Origin of the sequence: Pseudomonas sp. 9.1(2019) (assembly GCF_009910445.1) — a bacterium.
GTDB classification, from domain to species: domain Bacteria; phylum Pseudomonadota; class Gammaproteobacteria; order Pseudomonadales; family Pseudomonadaceae; genus Aquipseudomonas; species Aquipseudomonas paraversuta.
Map to the genome: position 1 here is coordinate 29,877 of NZ_VBWF01000003.1, position 14,380 is coordinate 44,256.

A 14,380-nucleotide genomic window follows, 5' to 3' on the forward strand; every position below is an offset into this window, starting at 1 on the left:
CTTGATCGCCTACTTTTATGCCCTGTCTTGCCGGGCGTAATGAGCGATCCTGATTCGGCCGTGTTGCCATCAGATAAAAACAGCGAGGAATAATCCATGCTTGAAGTCATCAATGACTTCCTCTCAGGGAAAGTGCTAATCGTGCTCATGGTCGGGCTCGGTGGCTACTTCACGATCCGCTCGCGTTTCGTACAGTTTCGCTACTTCCTGCACATGTTTTCGGTCTTCAAAGACAGCCTGCGCAGCAGCGCCGGCGAACTTAGCTCGTTTCAGGCATTGATGCTGAGCCTGGCGGGCCGTGTGGGTGCGGGCAACATCGCCGGCGTCGGCATTGCCGTGACCCTGGGCGGCCCCGGTGCCGTGTTCTGGATGTGGGTGACCGCACTGGTCGGCATGTCCAGCAGTCTGATCGAATGTTCCCTGGGCCAGCTGTACAAGCGTCGCGACGCTGAAGGCCAACTGCGCGGCGGCCCGTCCTTCTACATGAAGTACGGCCTGGGCAAAATCTGGATGGGCAAGCTGATGGCCGTGCTGCTGCTGATCACCTTCGGTTTTGCCTTTATGGGCCTGCAAGCCCACGCCGTAACCCACTCGCTGCAAGACGCCTTCGGCTTTGAGGTCAATTACTCCGGCCTGGCCATCGCCATCCTGCTGGGGCTGGTGTTTATCGGCGGCATCAAACGTATCGCTTCGGTTGCCGACCTGCTGGTACCGGTCAAAACCCTGGCCTACATCGCAGTCACCCTCTACGTGATCGTGCTGCAATTCGACCACGTGCCGGCCATGCTGGGCCACATCGTCAAGAGCGCCTTCGGCCTCGATCCGGTGTTTGGCGGGCTGATCGGCAGCGCGATCGTGATGGGCGTCAAGCGTGGCGTATTTGCCAACGAAGCCGGCCTGGGCAGTGCTCCGAACGTAGCCGCCGTGGCCGATGTCGAGCACCCTATCGCCCAGGGCGTGGTTCAGGCGTTCAGCGTATTCCTCGACACCTTTGTGATCTGCACCTGCACCGCGCTGCTGATCCTGCTGTCCGGCTTCTACACCCCGGGCTTCGAAGGGGACGGCATCGCCCTGACCCAGAACTCCCTGGCGGCCGTCGTCGGCGAATGGGGCCGTGTGTTTATCAGCGTGGCCCTGGCGCTGTTTGTCTTCACCTCGATGCTCTACAACTACTATCTGGGTGAAAACAACCTGCGTTTCCTGGTCGGTGAGAGCCGCAAGGCACTGATCGGTTATCGCGTGCTGGTACTGGTGCTGATTTTTTGGGGTTCGATTGAAAACCTGCAAACCGTCTTCGCCTTCGCCGATATCGCCATGACCATGCTGGCGTTCGTCAACCTGGTCGCCCTGGCGATGCTGTTCAAGGTCTGCATGCGCGTGCTCAAGGACTACGACGACCAACGTCGCGCAGGGATCAAGACACCGGTGTTCGATTCCAGTAAATTCCCGGATCTGGATCTGGACCTCAAGGCCTGGCCGCCACGACCGGCCGTCACGAGCGAAGAAACAAAACGCTGACACTCACGCGGCGGTTCTAATCAGAACCGCCGCGTTTTTGCTTATGGAGACTCATAAATGACTGCAGCCACCCATCACCCAGCCCAGCGCGTCATGGTGCTCTACACCGGCGGCACCATCGGCATGCAAGCCAGCGCCAACGGCCTGGCCCCGGCATCGGGCTTTGAAGCGCGCATGGCTGATTACCTCGCCAGCCAGCCACAGCTGCAAGTACCGCAGTGGCGCTTTCGCGAGATGAGCCCACTGATCGACAGCGCCAACATGACGCCCGCCTACTGGTTGCGCCTGCGCACCGCGATCATCGAAGCCGTTGAACAGGATGACTGCGATTCGGTATTGGTCCTGCATGGCACCGACACCCTGGCCTACAGCGCAGCGGCGATGTGCTTTCAACTGCTGGGGTTGCCGGCGCCGGTAGTGTTCACCGGCTCCATGCTGCCTGCGGGTGTGCCCGACAGCGATGCCTGGGAAAACGTCAGCGGTGCATTGAGCGCACTGGGGCAAGGCCAGCCCCACGGCGTGCAGCTGTACTTCCACGGCGCGTTGCTGGCACCGACACGCTGCGCCAAAGTGCGCAGCTTCGGACGCAACCCGTTTGTCGCGCTCAAGCGCAATGGCGGTACCCCCAAGGCCAATACCTTGCCGGGTGAGCTGATGTATCGCCAGCCCCGGCACGAAGCCAGTGTCGGCGTACTGCCACTGGTCCCGGGGATTGGCGCGGCGCAACTGGATGCCCTGCTCAATAGCGGGATTGAGGCGCTGGTGCTGGAGTGCTTCGGCAGCGGCACCGGCCCCAGCGACAATCCGGCCTTCCTCGCCAGCCTGCAACGGGCGCAGCAAAACGGCATAGTGGTGGTCGCCATTACCCAATGCCATGAAGGTGGCGTGGAACTGGACGTGTACGAAGCGGGCAGCCGCTTGCGTGAAGCCGGCGTGCTCTCGGGCGGCGGCATGACCCGGGAAGCGGCGTTCGGCAAACTGCACGCATTACTGGGGGCCGATTTGCCCCTGGCAGAAGTGCGTCAGCTGGTCGAGCTGGATCTGTGCGGCGAGCTGGCGTAACCAGCTCCCCTTCCATCTGTAGGAGCGAGCTTGCCTCGCGATCTTTTTAAAAATCAAAAGATCGCGAGACAAGCTAGCTCCTACAGCGTCAGGGTACAGAGCTACATCGGGATCTATTTCACACCCCGGCACACAACTTGCTCGCTTCCTGCACCCTCATGCAGGAAGCCAACATGCTGCACTCCCACCTCACTACCCTCAACGCTGTATCGCTGGTACTCAGCACCTTCGAGGCCGAAGGCCTGTCCTGCGAAGCATTGCTGGCCGGCAGCGGCATTCGGGCCGCCGATCTGAGCCGCGCCGACACGCGCATTACCGCCAGCCAGGAAATGCAGGTGTGCGCCAACGCCGTGGCCTTGCGCCGCGAAATAGGCCTTGAGCTGGGGCGACGCATGCATGTGTCGTCCTACGGCATGCTCGGCTATGCCATGCTCACCAGTGCCACCTTAGGTGACGCTTTACGCCTGGCCTTGCGCTATCCGGCGCTACTGGGAACACTTTTCGAGCTCAGCCTCAGGGTCGAAGGCGAACACGTGTGGTTCTGCGCTGACCACTATCACGAAAATCCGCAGCTGGCCGTGTTCAATGCACAACTTTGCCTGGTGTCATTGACCGTTATTTGCCAGGACCTGCTGGGGCAGCCGTTACCCCTGCTGGCCGCCCGCTTCGCCCATAGCAAGCCGGACTATCACGCAAGCTATGACAGCACCTTCGACTGCACACGCACGTTCGAGGCTCAGGACAACGGCTTTGCCTTTGCCAGACACTGGCTCGATCACCCTCTGCCGCTGGCCGATGCCATCACCCACCAGGCGATGGCCGTGCGCTGCCGCAAACAAAACCTGGAGTTCACCGGCCGTCAGACCTGGCTGTCACGCATCCGCCAGCTGCTCGCCGGCCAACTGCATGCGGCACCGGGGCTGGAGGGCCTGGCCGAGCAGATGACCTGCTCGCCACGTACTTTGCGCCGGCACCTGCGTGACGCCGGATGCAGCTATCAGGGGCTGCTCGACGAATTGCGCTTCGAGCGCGCCAAGCTGTTGCTCCACGAAACCGAATGGCCGATTTATCGGATTGCCGAAACCCTGGGCTTTAGCGAAACCGCGAGTTTTCGCCACGCGTTTGTACGCTGGAGCGGTGTCGCACCCAGCCAGTTCCGCGCGTAATAAAACCGTAGGGGCGAGCTTGCTCGCGAGCTCTTGATCGCGACATGGAAGAGCTCGCTGCTACAGGTTTCAGTGGTTCAGGGGGCGAATTTCGGTCAGTGATTTCGGCCATATTTATCCCCTTTTGGCCGCTCCTGCCGTTCTCTGAAACCACCGCTGCCGCAAGACTGTAGGCCAACGCTCTAGCCTACGGAGAACAAGAAAAATGCTGACTATCTACTCGGACGATCACCATCTGCATCATGGCCGTTGTGAATTGATAGACGGGCAACTGATGCCCTGCTTTGAAATGCCCTCCCGCGCCGACCATATTCTGCAGCGCGTTCAAACCCGTGAGCTGGGGCCGGTGCAAGCCCCGCAAGACTTCGGACGCGATCCGATCCTGCGTGTGCACAGCGCGGCATATCTGGATTTTTTCGAGGGCGCCTGGGCGCGCTGGGCCGAGCAGGGTCTTGACGGCGACTTGATGCCCTACACCTGGCCTGCCCGCACCCTGCGCGCCATAGTGCCTGCCAGCTTGCACGGCCAACTCGGCTATTACAGTTTCGATGGCGGCGCCCCGATTACAGCGGGCACCTGGCGCGCAGCCTATAGCGCAGCCCAGGTTGCACTCACCGCCCAGGCCGCCATCCAGAACGGCGCCCCCAGTGCTTTCGCCCTGTGCCGTCCACCGGGGCACCACGCCGCCGGCGATTTGATGGGCGGTTATTGCTACCTCAACAATGCCGCGATTGCCGCTCAGGCCTTCCTGGACCAGGGTGGTAAAAAAGTGGCGATCCTCGACGTGGACTATCACCACGGCAACGGTACGCAGTCGATTTTCTATGAACGCAACGACGTGCTGTTCACTTCGATCCACGGCCATCCCGAAGCCGAATTCCCGTTCTTTTTGGGCTATGAAGACGAACTGGGCGAAGGTCCGGGTGCAGGCTTCAACTTCAACTATCCGCTGGCGGCCGGGTCGGCATGGGAGCGCTGGAGCGCGGCGCTGGAACTGGCCTGTGGCGAAATCGAAGGTTACGACGCTGATGTGCTGGTGGTTTCTCTGGGCGTGGACACCTTCAAGAACGACCCTATCTCCCAGTTCAAACTCGATAGCCCGGACTATCTGCGCATGGGCGAACGTATTGCACGCCTGGGCAAACCGACGCTGTTCGTGATGGAGGGTGGCTACGCGGTAGAAGAAATCGGGATCAATGCGGTCAATGTGCTCGAGGGGTTCGAAAGCGCCCGATAAGCCCCCGAACCTGCAGGAGCGAGCTTTACCGCGCAGCAACCAACAGCTCGCTCCTACACCCAGACCTTGCCCAGGCGGGCCAGCGCTGCCTTGATATCGGCCTCAGGCACCGCGGCAAAACCCAGCACCAGCCCTGCACGTTTATCCACAGGCACGCTCGAGTCTTGCAGCCAGTAGCCACTCAAACCGTTGATCTCCACCTCGGCCGCTTTGGCCTGAGCCAGCAATTGCTGTTCGCGCTCGAAACTTATGACCGGCACCGTCACATGCAGCCCCGCTGCAATGCTCGGCACCGGCCCCATCCCTGCTATTCCCTGGGGCCAATCTGCCAACAATGCATTACGCCGGCTCAAGGCCGCACGCCGCATGCGCCGGATATGCCGCTGAAAGTGCCCGGCAGCCATGAATTCGGCCATCACGGCCTGGGTACTGACCTCCGAATGCCGCATATCCAGGGAGCGCCGCCGGGCGAAAGGCTCAATCAACCCCTTGGGCAAGACCAGGTACCCCAGACGCAAGGCCGGGAACACCACTTTGCCGAAGGTGCCGACATAGATCACCCGCCCCTGACGGTCCAGTGCCGCCAACGGGGCCAGCGGGGCCCCGCAGTAACGGTACTCGCCGTCGTAGTCGTCTTCGATGATCCAGCCCTGGTTGCGCTCGGCCCAGTCCAGCAACTCAAGGCGCCTGGCCAGACTCATGGTGACACCCGTCGGGTACTGGTGGGATGGCGTCACATAGGCCAGCCGGCAGTTATTCAACTGCTTGAGTGCCGAGCAATCCATACCCTCCTGATCGACCGCTATGCCCTGCATTTTTGCCCCTGCAATCGCAAAGGCATGGGCCGCTGCGCGGTAGCCGGGATTCTCGACCGCCACCCCGTCGCCAGGCTCAACCAGCAGCTGTGCACAAAGGCTAATTCCTTGCTGCGCGCCACTGGTGATCAAAATTTGATCGGCCGAGCACGATAAACCACGGGAAGTGCGCAAATAGACGGCAATTAATTCACGCAGCCGCTCATCCCCTGCCGGATTGCCATAACACAGCTGCTGCAAGTCCGGCTTACGCCAAAAAGCCGCCTGCAGCTTGCTCCAGACCTCGAAAGGGAATAAGTCAAAGGCTGGCACCCCCACCCGGAAAGCCCGCGGAACTCCGCTCGGAGGAAGGTCAAGCGAGTGCTGGCCAACCCTGTCCAAAGCAGTGCTGTGGATAACTTTACTGGACGTAATTACAGGTAAATCGGTCTTTTTTGTGGATAACCCTGGGGATAAGCCTGTTGAAAACCCTGTGGACAAGTTGGTGGACAACTTTTTTCGCGGGAGGGCTTTTTCCGGCAACTGCGCGACATAAGTGCCATCACCGATTCGCCCCTCGAGAAAGCCCTCGGCATACAACTGGTCATAGGCCCGCACCACGCTGTTTCGGGAGATGCCGAGCGCCAGCGCCAGATCGCGACTCGCCGGCAACCGCGAGCCACTGCCAAGGCGGCCATCCAGTACCCGCTGGCGCAATGCCTGATAGAGCTGGCGGGTCAGGCCTTTTTTTGGATCAAGCTCGATACCGGCAGGGTTGAAGGCGATGGACAGCGCTGAATCCGGCATGGATTGGACCTATAAAAATGACCATTAATGGCTCTTACAACGAGCCAATAGCCTGCCTAGGATGCAGTCATTCGCCAAGGAAAATTTCTATGTACGTGCCCCGCGCCTTCGCAGAAAGTGACATTCACCTCTTGCATCAGCAGATGCAGGCCACCCCGTTGCCCGTGCTTGTGACCCATGGCAGCCAGGGACTGGTCGCCAGCCATGTACCACTGCTGCTGAACCCGGACGAAGGCCCCAACGGCACGCTGTATGGCCACCTTGCCCGTGCCAACCCGCATTGGCAGGCACTTGCGCAAGGCGCCGAGGCGCTGGTTATTTTTGCCGGGGAGCAGGCTTATGTCAGTCCGTCCTTCTACCCCAGCAAAGCTGAAGACGGCAAATCCGTACCCACCTGGAACTACCTTGCCGTTCACGCCTACGGCCAGGCCCAGGTGTTCGATGATGCCGAGCGCCTGCTGGCCCTGGTCAGTCGCCTGAGCAACAAGCACGAAGCCGGTCGCGCCGAGCCGTGGTCCGTCAGCGACGCCCCCCGGGATTACATCGACAGCATGCTCAAGGCGATTGTGGGTTTCAGCCTGCCGATCACCCGCCTCAACGGTAAACGCAAACTCAGCCAGAACCGCAGCGCCGCCGACCAGACCGGTGTGCGCAATGGACTGCTGGCCAGCAACAACCCGCAAGACCACGCCCTCGCTCAATTAATTGCTAAGGAATAGCAACATGGCTCAGCCACTGCAGATCAAACCCGCCAGCGCCGCCGATCACGATCAATGGCTGCCGCTCTGGCAGGCGTATTTGAGTTTCTATAAAACCGAACTGCCCGCCGCAGTCAGCCAGTCGACCTGGGAGCGTTTTCTCGACCCGGCCGAACCGACCCACCTGGCGCTCGCCTGGAAGGGCAACGAAGCTGTAGGCATGGTGCAGTTCATTTATCACCGCTCCAACTGGAGCATTGGAAACTCCTGCTACCTTCAAGACCTGTTTGTCAGCCCCCAGGTGCGCGGCACCGGTGCCGGGCGCTTGTTGATCGAGCATGTATACGCCACCGCCAAAGACAATCAGTGCGCCAAGGTGCACTGGCTGACCCACGAGACCAACGCTACCGCCATTCAGCTCTATGAGCGAATAGCCGAGCGCCCCGGCTTTATTCAATTTCGCAAAGCCTTGTCATGAAAGGAACGCGCAATGCCTGAAGATCTACAACATTGGCAGCCAGCCAGAACCCCGGATACGCGAACACTCGAAGGACGCTTCATTCGTCTGGAAAAGCTCGACCCGGCCCGTCATGGCGATGAATTATGGCTAGCCTTACAAGGCCCCGAGGGCGATCCCAAGCTGTGGGATTACTTGCCGTACGGGCCTTTCAATGAACGCCCGGCATTTGATGCCTGGCTGCAGAACAACGCGGCCAGCCGCGATCCGCACTTCTATACCGTCGTCGATCAGGCCAGTGGCCAGGCCCAGGGCACCATCAGCCTGATGTGCATTGTTGCCGAACACGGACGCATAGAGATCGGCCACGTCACGTTCGGCGCGCCGATGCAGCGCTCGCCGAAAAGTACCGAGGCGGTCTACTTGCTGGCGAAGGAGGCTTTCGCCCTGGGCAATCGACGTCTGGAGTGGAAGTGCAACAATGACAACGCCAGATCGAAACGTACTGCAGTACGACTTGGGTACACATACGAAGGCGTTTTCCGCCAGCATATGGTGGTCAAAGGCAAAAATCGTGATACCACGTGGTACAGCATTATCGGTACGGAATGGCCCGCTATAGCGGCAGGCTTTGAAAAATGGCTGGCACTGGATAACCAACCAGAAAGTGGCCAGATCAAGTCTCTGGAAGAATGCAGGGCAGCAACTGTATAAAATTTGATCAATGCGCCCGACAAGGACTGTCGGGCGTTTTTGTGTCTGGAAGGGGTTAAAACTTTACGGGGGTTTAACCGGGTCGTTTCTGCACCCGTCACTCAGCCCTTATGGGCGATGAGCTGACAAACCCCGCGAGCAATCTCGCCCCTGCAGGTCTGTACACACCTCAAATTGCAGGCAAAAAAAAGGGGAGCACATGCTCCCCCGAGGTTTAAAGCGTTTGGATCAAAGGCGGCATCAGGCTTCGATTTCGATCAGGATTTCGCCCGGGTTGACGCGATCGCCTTTGATCACATGGATGAGGAGGATCTTGCCAGCGATGGCGGCCTGTACTTCGGTCTCCATTTTCATCGCTTCGGTAATCAGTACCGATTGGCCAGCCTTGACGGTGTCGCCCACCTTGACCAGTACATCGACAATATTGCCCGGCATGGCAGTACTGACGTGCCCCGGCTCGCTGGCCTGCTTGCGTTTGCTGGATGCACCGCCGACGAACTGGTTGAGCGGCTCGAACACCACTTCTTCGGGCATGCCGTCGATGGAGAGGTAGAAGTGGCGCTTGCCCTCAGCCTTGACGCCCACACCGGTGATGTCGACGCGATAGCTTTCACCGTGGACGTCGATCACGAACTCGGTCGGTACGCCTTCGCCACCGGCGCTGCTCACGCCGCCCGCCTCAGGAATAGGCAGCAGCACTTCCGGCGCCAGGGTGCCAGCAGCACGCTCCTCGAGGAACTTGCGACCGATATCCGGGAACATGGCGTAGGTCAGCACGTCCTCTTCGGACTTGGCCAGCGCGCCGATTTCGCCACGCAACTTGACCATTTCCGGCTTGAGCAGGTCCGCTGGACGCACGTCGATCAGCTCTTCGTTGCCGATGGCCTGACGACGCAACTGCTCGTTGACCACGCCCGGCGCTTTGCCGTAGCCGCCCTGCAGGTAGAGCTTCACTTCGTTGGTGATGGTTTTGTAGCGCTCGCCGGCCAGTACGTTGAAAAACGCCTGGGTGCCGACGATCTGCGAGGTCGGGGTGACCAGCGGCGGGAAGCCCAGGTCTTCACGCACACGCGGGATTTCGGCCAGCACTTCGCTCATGCGGTTCAGCGCGCCCTGCTCTTTGAGCTGGTTGGCGAGGTTGGAGATCATCCCGCCCGGCACCTGATTGACCTGAACCCGGGTGTCGACCGCGGTGAATTCGCTTTCAAACTGGTGGTATTTTTTGCGCACGGCGTAGAAGTACAGACCGATTTCCTGCAGCAGCGCCAGGTCGAGGCCAGTGTCGTATTCGCTGCCTTTAAGGGCGGCAACCATCGACTCGGTACCCGGGTGGCTGGTGCCCCATGCGAAGCTGGAGATCGCGGTGTCGATATGACTGGCACCGTTTTCGATGGCCTTGAGCTGGCACATGGCGGCCAGACCGGCAGTGTCATGGGAGTGGATAAAGATCGGCAGGCCGATTTCAGCCTTCAGCGCTTTAACCAGCTCGCCCGTGGCGTACGGGGTCAGCAGGCCGGCCATGTCCTTGATCGCCACCGAGTCGCAACCCATGGCTTCCATCTGTTTGGCCTGGGCCACAAAGGCCTCGGTGGTGTGCACCGGGCTGGTGGTGTAGGCGATGGTGCCCTGGGCATGCTTGCCAGCCGCCTTGACCGCCTCGATGGCGACGCGCAGGTTGCGCACGTCATTCATGGCGTCAAAGATGCGGAATACGTCGATGCCGTTAACCGCCGCCTTGGCAACGAAGGCTTTGACCACATCATCGCTGTAGTGGCGGTAGCCGAGCAGGTTCTGGCCACGCAACAGCATTTGCAGGCGCGTGTTAGGCAAGGCTGCGCGCAACTGGCGCAGACGCTCCCACGGGTCTTCTTTAAGGAAGCGTACGCAGGCATCAAAGGTGGCGCCGCCCCAGACTTCCAGCGACCAGTAGCCGACTTTGTCGAGCTTGTCGCAAATCGGCAGCATGTCTTCAGTGCGCATGCGGGTGGCCAGCAGCGACTGGTGAGCATCACGCAGGATGGTGTCAGTTACAAAGATCTTATTGGACATGAAAATATTCCTCACAGGCCTGCGTGGGCGGCAATGGCGGCGGCGATGGCCAGGGCCAGCTCTTCGGGTTTGCGCTTGATCGAATAGTTGGTCAGTTCAGGGTGGCTTTCTACGAAGCTGGTATTGAACTGGCCACTACGGAATTCCGGGTTACGCAGAATTTCCTGGTAATAGGCGGCGGTGGTTTTGACCCCCTGCAGACGCATATCGTCGAGGGCGCGCAAACCACGGTCCATCGCTTCTTCCCAGGTCAGCGCCCACACCACCAGTTTCAGACACATGGAGTCGTAATACGGGGGAATGGTGTAACCGGTATAGATCGCCGTGTCAGTACGCACGCCAGGCCCGCCGGGCGCGTAGTAACGGGTGATCTTGCCGAAGCTGGGCAGGAAATTGTTTTTCGGATCTTCGGCATTGATCCGGAATTGCAGGGCAAAGCCGCGGTGATGAATGTCTTCCTGCTTGATCGACAGGGCCAGGCCGGAGGCGATGCGAATTTGTTCGCGAACAATGTCGATGCCGGTGATTTCTTCGGTGATGGTGTGTTCGACCTGCACCCGGGTATTCATCTCCATGAAGTACACCTCGCCCTCGGCGAGCAGGAACTCCACGGTACCGGCGTTCTCGTAACCCACCGCCTTGGCTGCGCGCACGGACAGGTCGCCGATGTAGGCGCGCTGCTCCGGGGTCAACTGCGGGCTTGGGGCGATTTCGATCAGCTTCTGGTTGCGGCGCTGGATCGAGCAATCACGCTCGAACAGATGCACCACGTTGCCGAAACTGTCGCCGAGAATCTGCGCCTCGATGTGCTTGGGGTTAACGATGCATTTTTCGAGAAACACTTCAGCCGAGCCAAAGGCTTTGGTGGCTTCGGAAATAACCCGGGGGAATGCCTGTTCAAGCTCTTCGCGGCTGTTGCAACGACGAATCCCGCGACCGCCGCCACCCGATGTGGCTTTAAGCATCACCGGGTAACCGATGCGCTCGCCTTCGATCAGCGCTTCGTGGATATCGGCAACGTTGCCCTCAGTGCCCGGAGTAACCGGCACACCGGCCTTGATCATGCTGCGGCGCGCTTCGGTCTTGTCGCCCATGCGGCGAATGACTTCAGCGGACGGACCAATGAACTTGATTCCGCGCTCGGCGCAAATGTCAGCCAGTTCGGCATTTTCTGACAGAAAACCGTAACCGGGATGCAAGGCATCACAACCGGTTTCAACGGCCAGGTTCACCAGCTTGCGCGGGTTGAGATAGCCGGCCAGCGGGTCTTCGCCAATGCTGTGCGCTTCATCGGCGCGCTTGACGTGCAAGGCATGCCGGTCAGCTTCGGAATAGACCGCAACAGAGCGGATACCCATCTCGGCGCAGGCACGCACGATGCGGACGGCAATTTCTCCGCGGTTGGCGATCAGGATCTTTTTTATCACTTGGAGTTTTCCTAAAGCCTATGGAACAAACGACCTGCTAGACCAGGTCGGCACGTGTCCAAATGTGTCTGAACCGTTGTGGGCTCACACTAGACCCACGCAGAGATAAACAAAAATCAATATTTCTTGGGTGATGCATAAGCAAAGACTTATAGTTGAATGACTTGCTCAGCCGGATAACTTACAAAAAATGCGTAAGTCATTGATGCGTATCACTTTTAGGCAGCTTCAAGTTTTTAACGAAGTCTGCGATCTGCGCTCTTACAGCCGTGCAGCTGAAGAAATGTCTCTCACTCAACCCGCCGTCAGTCTGCAAATTCGGCAGCTGGAAGAGCTGATCGGGCAGCCTTTATTCGATTACGTCGGTAAAAAGCTGTACATGACCGAGGCCGCTGAAGCGCTTCAGCTGGCCAGTCGAGATATTTTCGGGCGCCTGGAAAATCTCGATATGCAGCTTTCCGACATGCTGGGGTCACTGCAGGGGCAGCTGAAACTGGCGGTCGAATCGAGCGCCAAGTATTTCGTCCCGCACCTGTTTGCCGCATTCAAGCGCCAGCATCCGGAAGTCAATTTGCAGCTCACCGTGGTCAATCGCGCACAGGCCGTGCGCAGGCTGTCGGACAACCGCGACGACCTGGTGATTATGTCGATGGTGCCGCAAGACATGGGCCTGGAATTTTTACCGTTTTTGAATAATCCGATTGTTGCCGTGGTCCCGGCGGATCACCCGCTGTGCGCTCTGGGCCCGTTACGTTTACAGGATCTGGAGCCTTACACCCTGCTGATGCGCGAGCAGGGATCGGGCACGCGCATGGCCTGCGAAGAATATTTCAAGGAAAAGCGCGTGCACTTCAATCACACACTGGAAGTGGCATCGAACGAATCCCAGCGTGAATGCGCAGTGGCCGGGCTGGGAGTGGCGCTGTTGACGCGCCACGCCGTCAGCCTGGAGCTGGCGACCGGACTGCTGCGCGAGCTGCCGGTCGAGGAGTTGCCGCTGTATCGCAGCTGGTGCGTGGTGCAGGCCAAAGCCAAGCGCCTGTCACCGGTGGCCCATGCTTTTCTGGACTTTATTCGCAGTGAACGCCTGCAAATCAGCGCACTGGTTGAGCGTTTCGACGGTCACTTGCCGAAATAGCCTGCCAGTAGTTAAGCGAGTTGAGGTCGGGATAATCGGCAGTTTCCATACTCAACTGACGCTGATTCGTACGGTCTTCAATCGCACGACGGAAGGCCATGCGCCGCTGGTCTTCTTGCTGACGACGGGTTTTGACGGCGCTGTTGCGTTCTTCGTAAGGCTGGGCCATTTCGAGTCTCCCAAGGCGTGTACGGGAGTTTCACGATGGACTTTGTTTATGACGACTTGGCGAAAGGGGGATGACAGGAAAATGAAGGCTGACAAAGTGCCTTATCTGCAGGAGCGAGCTTGCCTCGCGATCTTTTAAAGATCAAAAGCTCGCTCCTGCAGTGATTGTGCGGCGCTTAGTCGTCGTGGCTTTTCAGCGACTTGGGTGACAGGCGCAGACTGCGAAGGCTGCGTTTAACGCTTTTGAGGTGGTTGACCAGGCTCGGACCGCGGGCCATGGCAACCCCCATCGCCAGCACGTCAATCACCACCAGGTGGGCAATACGCGACGTCAGCGGGGTATAGATTTCGGTGTCTTCGTGAACATCGATCGCCAGGTTGATGGTCGAAAGCTCGGCCAGGGGCGTTTGGCTTGGGCACAACGTGATCAGGGTGGCGCCACTTTCGCGCACCAGGTTGGCAGTGATCAGCAGGTCTTTGGAGCGGCCGGACTGTGAGATGCAAATCGCCACGTCAGTAGGCTTCAGGGTTACGGCCGACATCGCCTGCATGTGCGGGTCAGAGTAGGCAGCAGCGGTCAGCAGCAGGCGGAAAAACTTGTGCTGGGCATCCGCCGCTACAGCGCCAGAGGCACCAAAACCATAGAACTCGACCCGCTGGGCCTGGGACATGGCCGTCACGGCTTGCTGCAACGCTACCGGGTCGAGCTTTTCGCGCACGTCCATCAAGGTGTGCAGTGTGGTGTCGAAAATTTTCAGGCTGTAATCGGCAACCGAGTCGTCTTCATGAATCGCGAACTGACCAAAGCTGGCGCCAGCGGCCAGGCTTTGGGCCAGCTTGAGTTTCAGGTCCTGAAACCCGGAGCAGCCAATCGCGCGGCAAAAACGCACGATCGTGGGCTCACTGATGCCGACGCTGTGAGCCAGATCAGCCATGGAACTGTGCATTACAGCCGCAGGATCAAGCAGCACGTGATCGGCGACCTTGAGTTCCGATTTACGTAACAGGTGGCGTGACTGGGCGATATGTTGCAGCAGGTTCAAAGGGCAGGACTCGGTCTGTAAGCGGCGGGCGCCGGGGATGTAGCAATCTTGTAGTTATACTACAAGAAATCGCTTTCTGCCCAACCAATACATCGTCCTGCT

Annotated in this window: 13 protein-coding genes; 8 read left to right on the forward strand and 5 right to left on the reverse strand. The window is 59.3% G+C overall.

The features are described from left to right. Positions 1 to 96: 96 nt before the first annotated feature. The 4 genes from FEZ21_RS03215 to FEZ21_RS03230 all read left to right on the forward strand — a co-directional run bounded on the left by FEZ21_RS03215 (position 97) and on the right by FEZ21_RS03230 (position 4,983). Complete coding sequence (locus tag FEZ21_RS03215; RefSeq protein WP_003438116.1) at positions 97 to 1,518, forward strand: sodium:alanine symporter family protein; 1,422 nt, start codon at positions 97 to 99, stop codon at positions 1,516 to 1,518. Between the two features lie 57 nt (positions 1,519 to 1,575). Next, positions 1,576 to 2,580 carry an asparaginase gene (locus FEZ21_RS03220; protein ID WP_003438114.1) on the forward strand — a complete coding sequence of 335 codons (1,005 nt, stop codon included), beginning with the start codon at positions 1,576 to 1,578 and terminating at the stop codon, positions 2,578 to 2,580. 173 nt (positions 2,581 to 2,753) lie between these two features. Beyond that, a complete protein-coding gene (locus FEZ21_RS03225) occupies positions 2,754 to 3,746 on the forward strand; it encodes an AraC family transcriptional regulator (RefSeq protein WP_003438112.1) in 993 nt (330 codons plus the stop codon). A gap of 205 nt (positions 3,747 to 3,951) precedes the next feature. Continuing rightward, a complete protein-coding gene (locus FEZ21_RS03230; protein ID WP_003438110.1) occupies positions 3,952 to 4,983 on the forward strand; it encodes a histone deacetylase family protein in 1,032 nt (343 codons plus the stop codon). A 53-nt stretch (positions 4,984 to 5,036) separates the two neighbouring features. Here the strand turns inward: FEZ21_RS03230 and FEZ21_RS03235 are convergent, their stop codons facing one another. Beyond that, a complete protein-coding gene (locus FEZ21_RS03235) occupies positions 5,037 to 6,584 on the reverse strand; it encodes a PLP-dependent aminotransferase family protein (RefSeq protein WP_160626440.1) in 1,548 nt (515 codons plus the stop codon). A gap of 89 nt (positions 6,585 to 6,673) precedes the next feature. Between FEZ21_RS03235 and FEZ21_RS03240 the strand changes: the two genes are divergently transcribed. Genes FEZ21_RS03240 through FEZ21_RS03250 form a run of 3 tightly spaced genes read left to right on the forward strand, consistent with a single transcriptional unit; the run spans position 6,674 to position 8,453 of the window. Continuing rightward, positions 6,674 to 7,303, forward strand: a complete 630-nt coding sequence (locus FEZ21_RS03240) for an FMN-binding negative transcriptional regulator (RefSeq protein ID WP_003438106.1) — start codon at positions 6,674 to 6,676, stop codon at positions 7,301 to 7,303. A gap of 4 nt (positions 7,304 to 7,307) precedes the next feature. Next, a complete protein-coding gene (locus FEZ21_RS03245; RefSeq protein ID WP_010657064.1) occupies positions 7,308 to 7,760 on the forward strand; it encodes a GNAT family N-acetyltransferase in 453 nt (150 codons plus the stop codon). A 12-nt stretch (positions 7,761 to 7,772) separates the two neighbouring features. Then, positions 7,773 to 8,453: a GNAT family N-acetyltransferase gene (locus FEZ21_RS03250; protein WP_003438102.1), complete on the forward strand. Its 681-nt coding sequence runs from the start codon at positions 7,773 to 7,775 to the stop codon at positions 8,451 to 8,453. 240 nt (positions 8,454 to 8,693) lie between these two features. Here FEZ21_RS03250 and oadA read toward each other — a convergent pair whose 3' ends face one another. Together oadA and FEZ21_RS03260 are read right to left on the reverse strand one after the other, a co-directional pair. Next, complete coding sequence (oadA, locus tag FEZ21_RS03255) at positions 8,694 to 10,502, reverse strand: sodium-extruding oxaloacetate decarboxylase subunit alpha (protein ID WP_003438100.1); 1,809 nt, start codon at positions 10,500 to 10,502, stop codon at positions 8,694 to 8,696. A gap of 11 nt (positions 10,503 to 10,513) precedes the next feature. Beyond that, the gene (locus FEZ21_RS03260) at positions 10,514 to 11,929 is read right to left on the reverse strand and encodes an acetyl-CoA carboxylase biotin carboxylase subunit (protein ID WP_003438098.1); all 1,416 of its coding nucleotides are present in this window, start codon (positions 11,927 to 11,929) and stop codon (positions 10,514 to 10,516) included. Positions 11,930 to 12,119: 190 nt separating this feature from the next. On the opposite strand from FEZ21_RS03260, the gene FEZ21_RS03265 reads away from it, so the two are divergent. Beyond that, positions 12,120 to 13,067: a LysR family transcriptional regulator gene (locus FEZ21_RS03265; protein WP_003438097.1), complete on the forward strand. Its 948-nt coding sequence runs from the start codon at positions 12,120 to 12,122 to the stop codon at positions 13,065 to 13,067. Here the strand turns inward: FEZ21_RS03265 and FEZ21_RS03270 are convergent. Continuing rightward, complete coding sequence (locus FEZ21_RS03270; RefSeq protein WP_003438094.1) at positions 13,024 to 13,236, reverse strand: PA3496 family putative envelope integrity protein; 213 nt, start codon at positions 13,234 to 13,236, stop codon at positions 13,024 to 13,026. The two genes, FEZ21_RS03265 and FEZ21_RS03270, sit on opposite strands and share 44 nt — an antisense overlap. Positions 13,237 to 13,411: 175 nt before the next feature. Beyond that, a complete protein-coding gene (hexR, locus tag FEZ21_RS03275; RefSeq protein ID WP_003438091.1) occupies positions 13,412 to 14,278 on the reverse strand; it encodes a transcriptional regulator HexR in 867 nt (288 codons plus the stop codon). Positions 14,279 to 14,380: the final 102 nt, after the last annotated feature.

Coding starts and splice junctions, on each gene's coding strand:
- FEZ21_RS03215 (WP_003438116.1), top strand. CDS start 97: ATGCTTGAAGTCATCAATGACTTCCTCTCAGGGAAAGTGCTAATCGTG.
- FEZ21_RS03220 (WP_003438114.1), top strand. CDS start 1,576: ATGACTGCAGCCACCCATCACCCAGCCCAGCGCGTCATGGTGCTCTAC.
- FEZ21_RS03225 (WP_003438112.1), top strand. CDS start 2,754: ATGCTGCACTCCCACCTCACTACCCTCAACGCTGTATCGCTGGTACTC.
- FEZ21_RS03230 (WP_003438110.1), top strand. CDS start 3,952: ATGCTGACTATCTACTCGGACGATCACCATCTGCATCATGGCCGTTGT.
- FEZ21_RS03235 (WP_160626440.1), bottom strand. CDS start 6,584: ATGCCGGATTCAGCGCTGTCCATCGCCTTCAACCCTGCCGGTATCGAG.
- FEZ21_RS03240 (WP_003438106.1), top strand. CDS start 6,674: ATGTACGTGCCCCGCGCCTTCGCAGAAAGTGACATTCACCTCTTGCAT.
- FEZ21_RS03245 (WP_010657064.1), top strand. CDS start 7,308: ATGGCTCAGCCACTGCAGATCAAACCCGCCAGCGCCGCCGATCACGAT.
- FEZ21_RS03250 (WP_003438102.1), top strand. CDS start 7,773: ATGCCTGAAGATCTACAACATTGGCAGCCAGCCAGAACCCCGGATACG.
- oadA (WP_003438100.1), bottom strand. CDS start 10,502: ATGTCCAATAAGATCTTTGTAACTGACACCATCCTGCGTGATGCTCAC.
- FEZ21_RS03265 (WP_003438097.1), top strand. CDS start 12,120: ATGCGTAAGTCATTGATGCGTATCACTTTTAGGCAGCTTCAAGTTTTT.
- FEZ21_RS03270 (WP_003438094.1), bottom strand. CDS start 13,236: ATGGCCCAGCCTTACGAAGAACGCAACAGCGCCGTCAAAACCCGTCGT.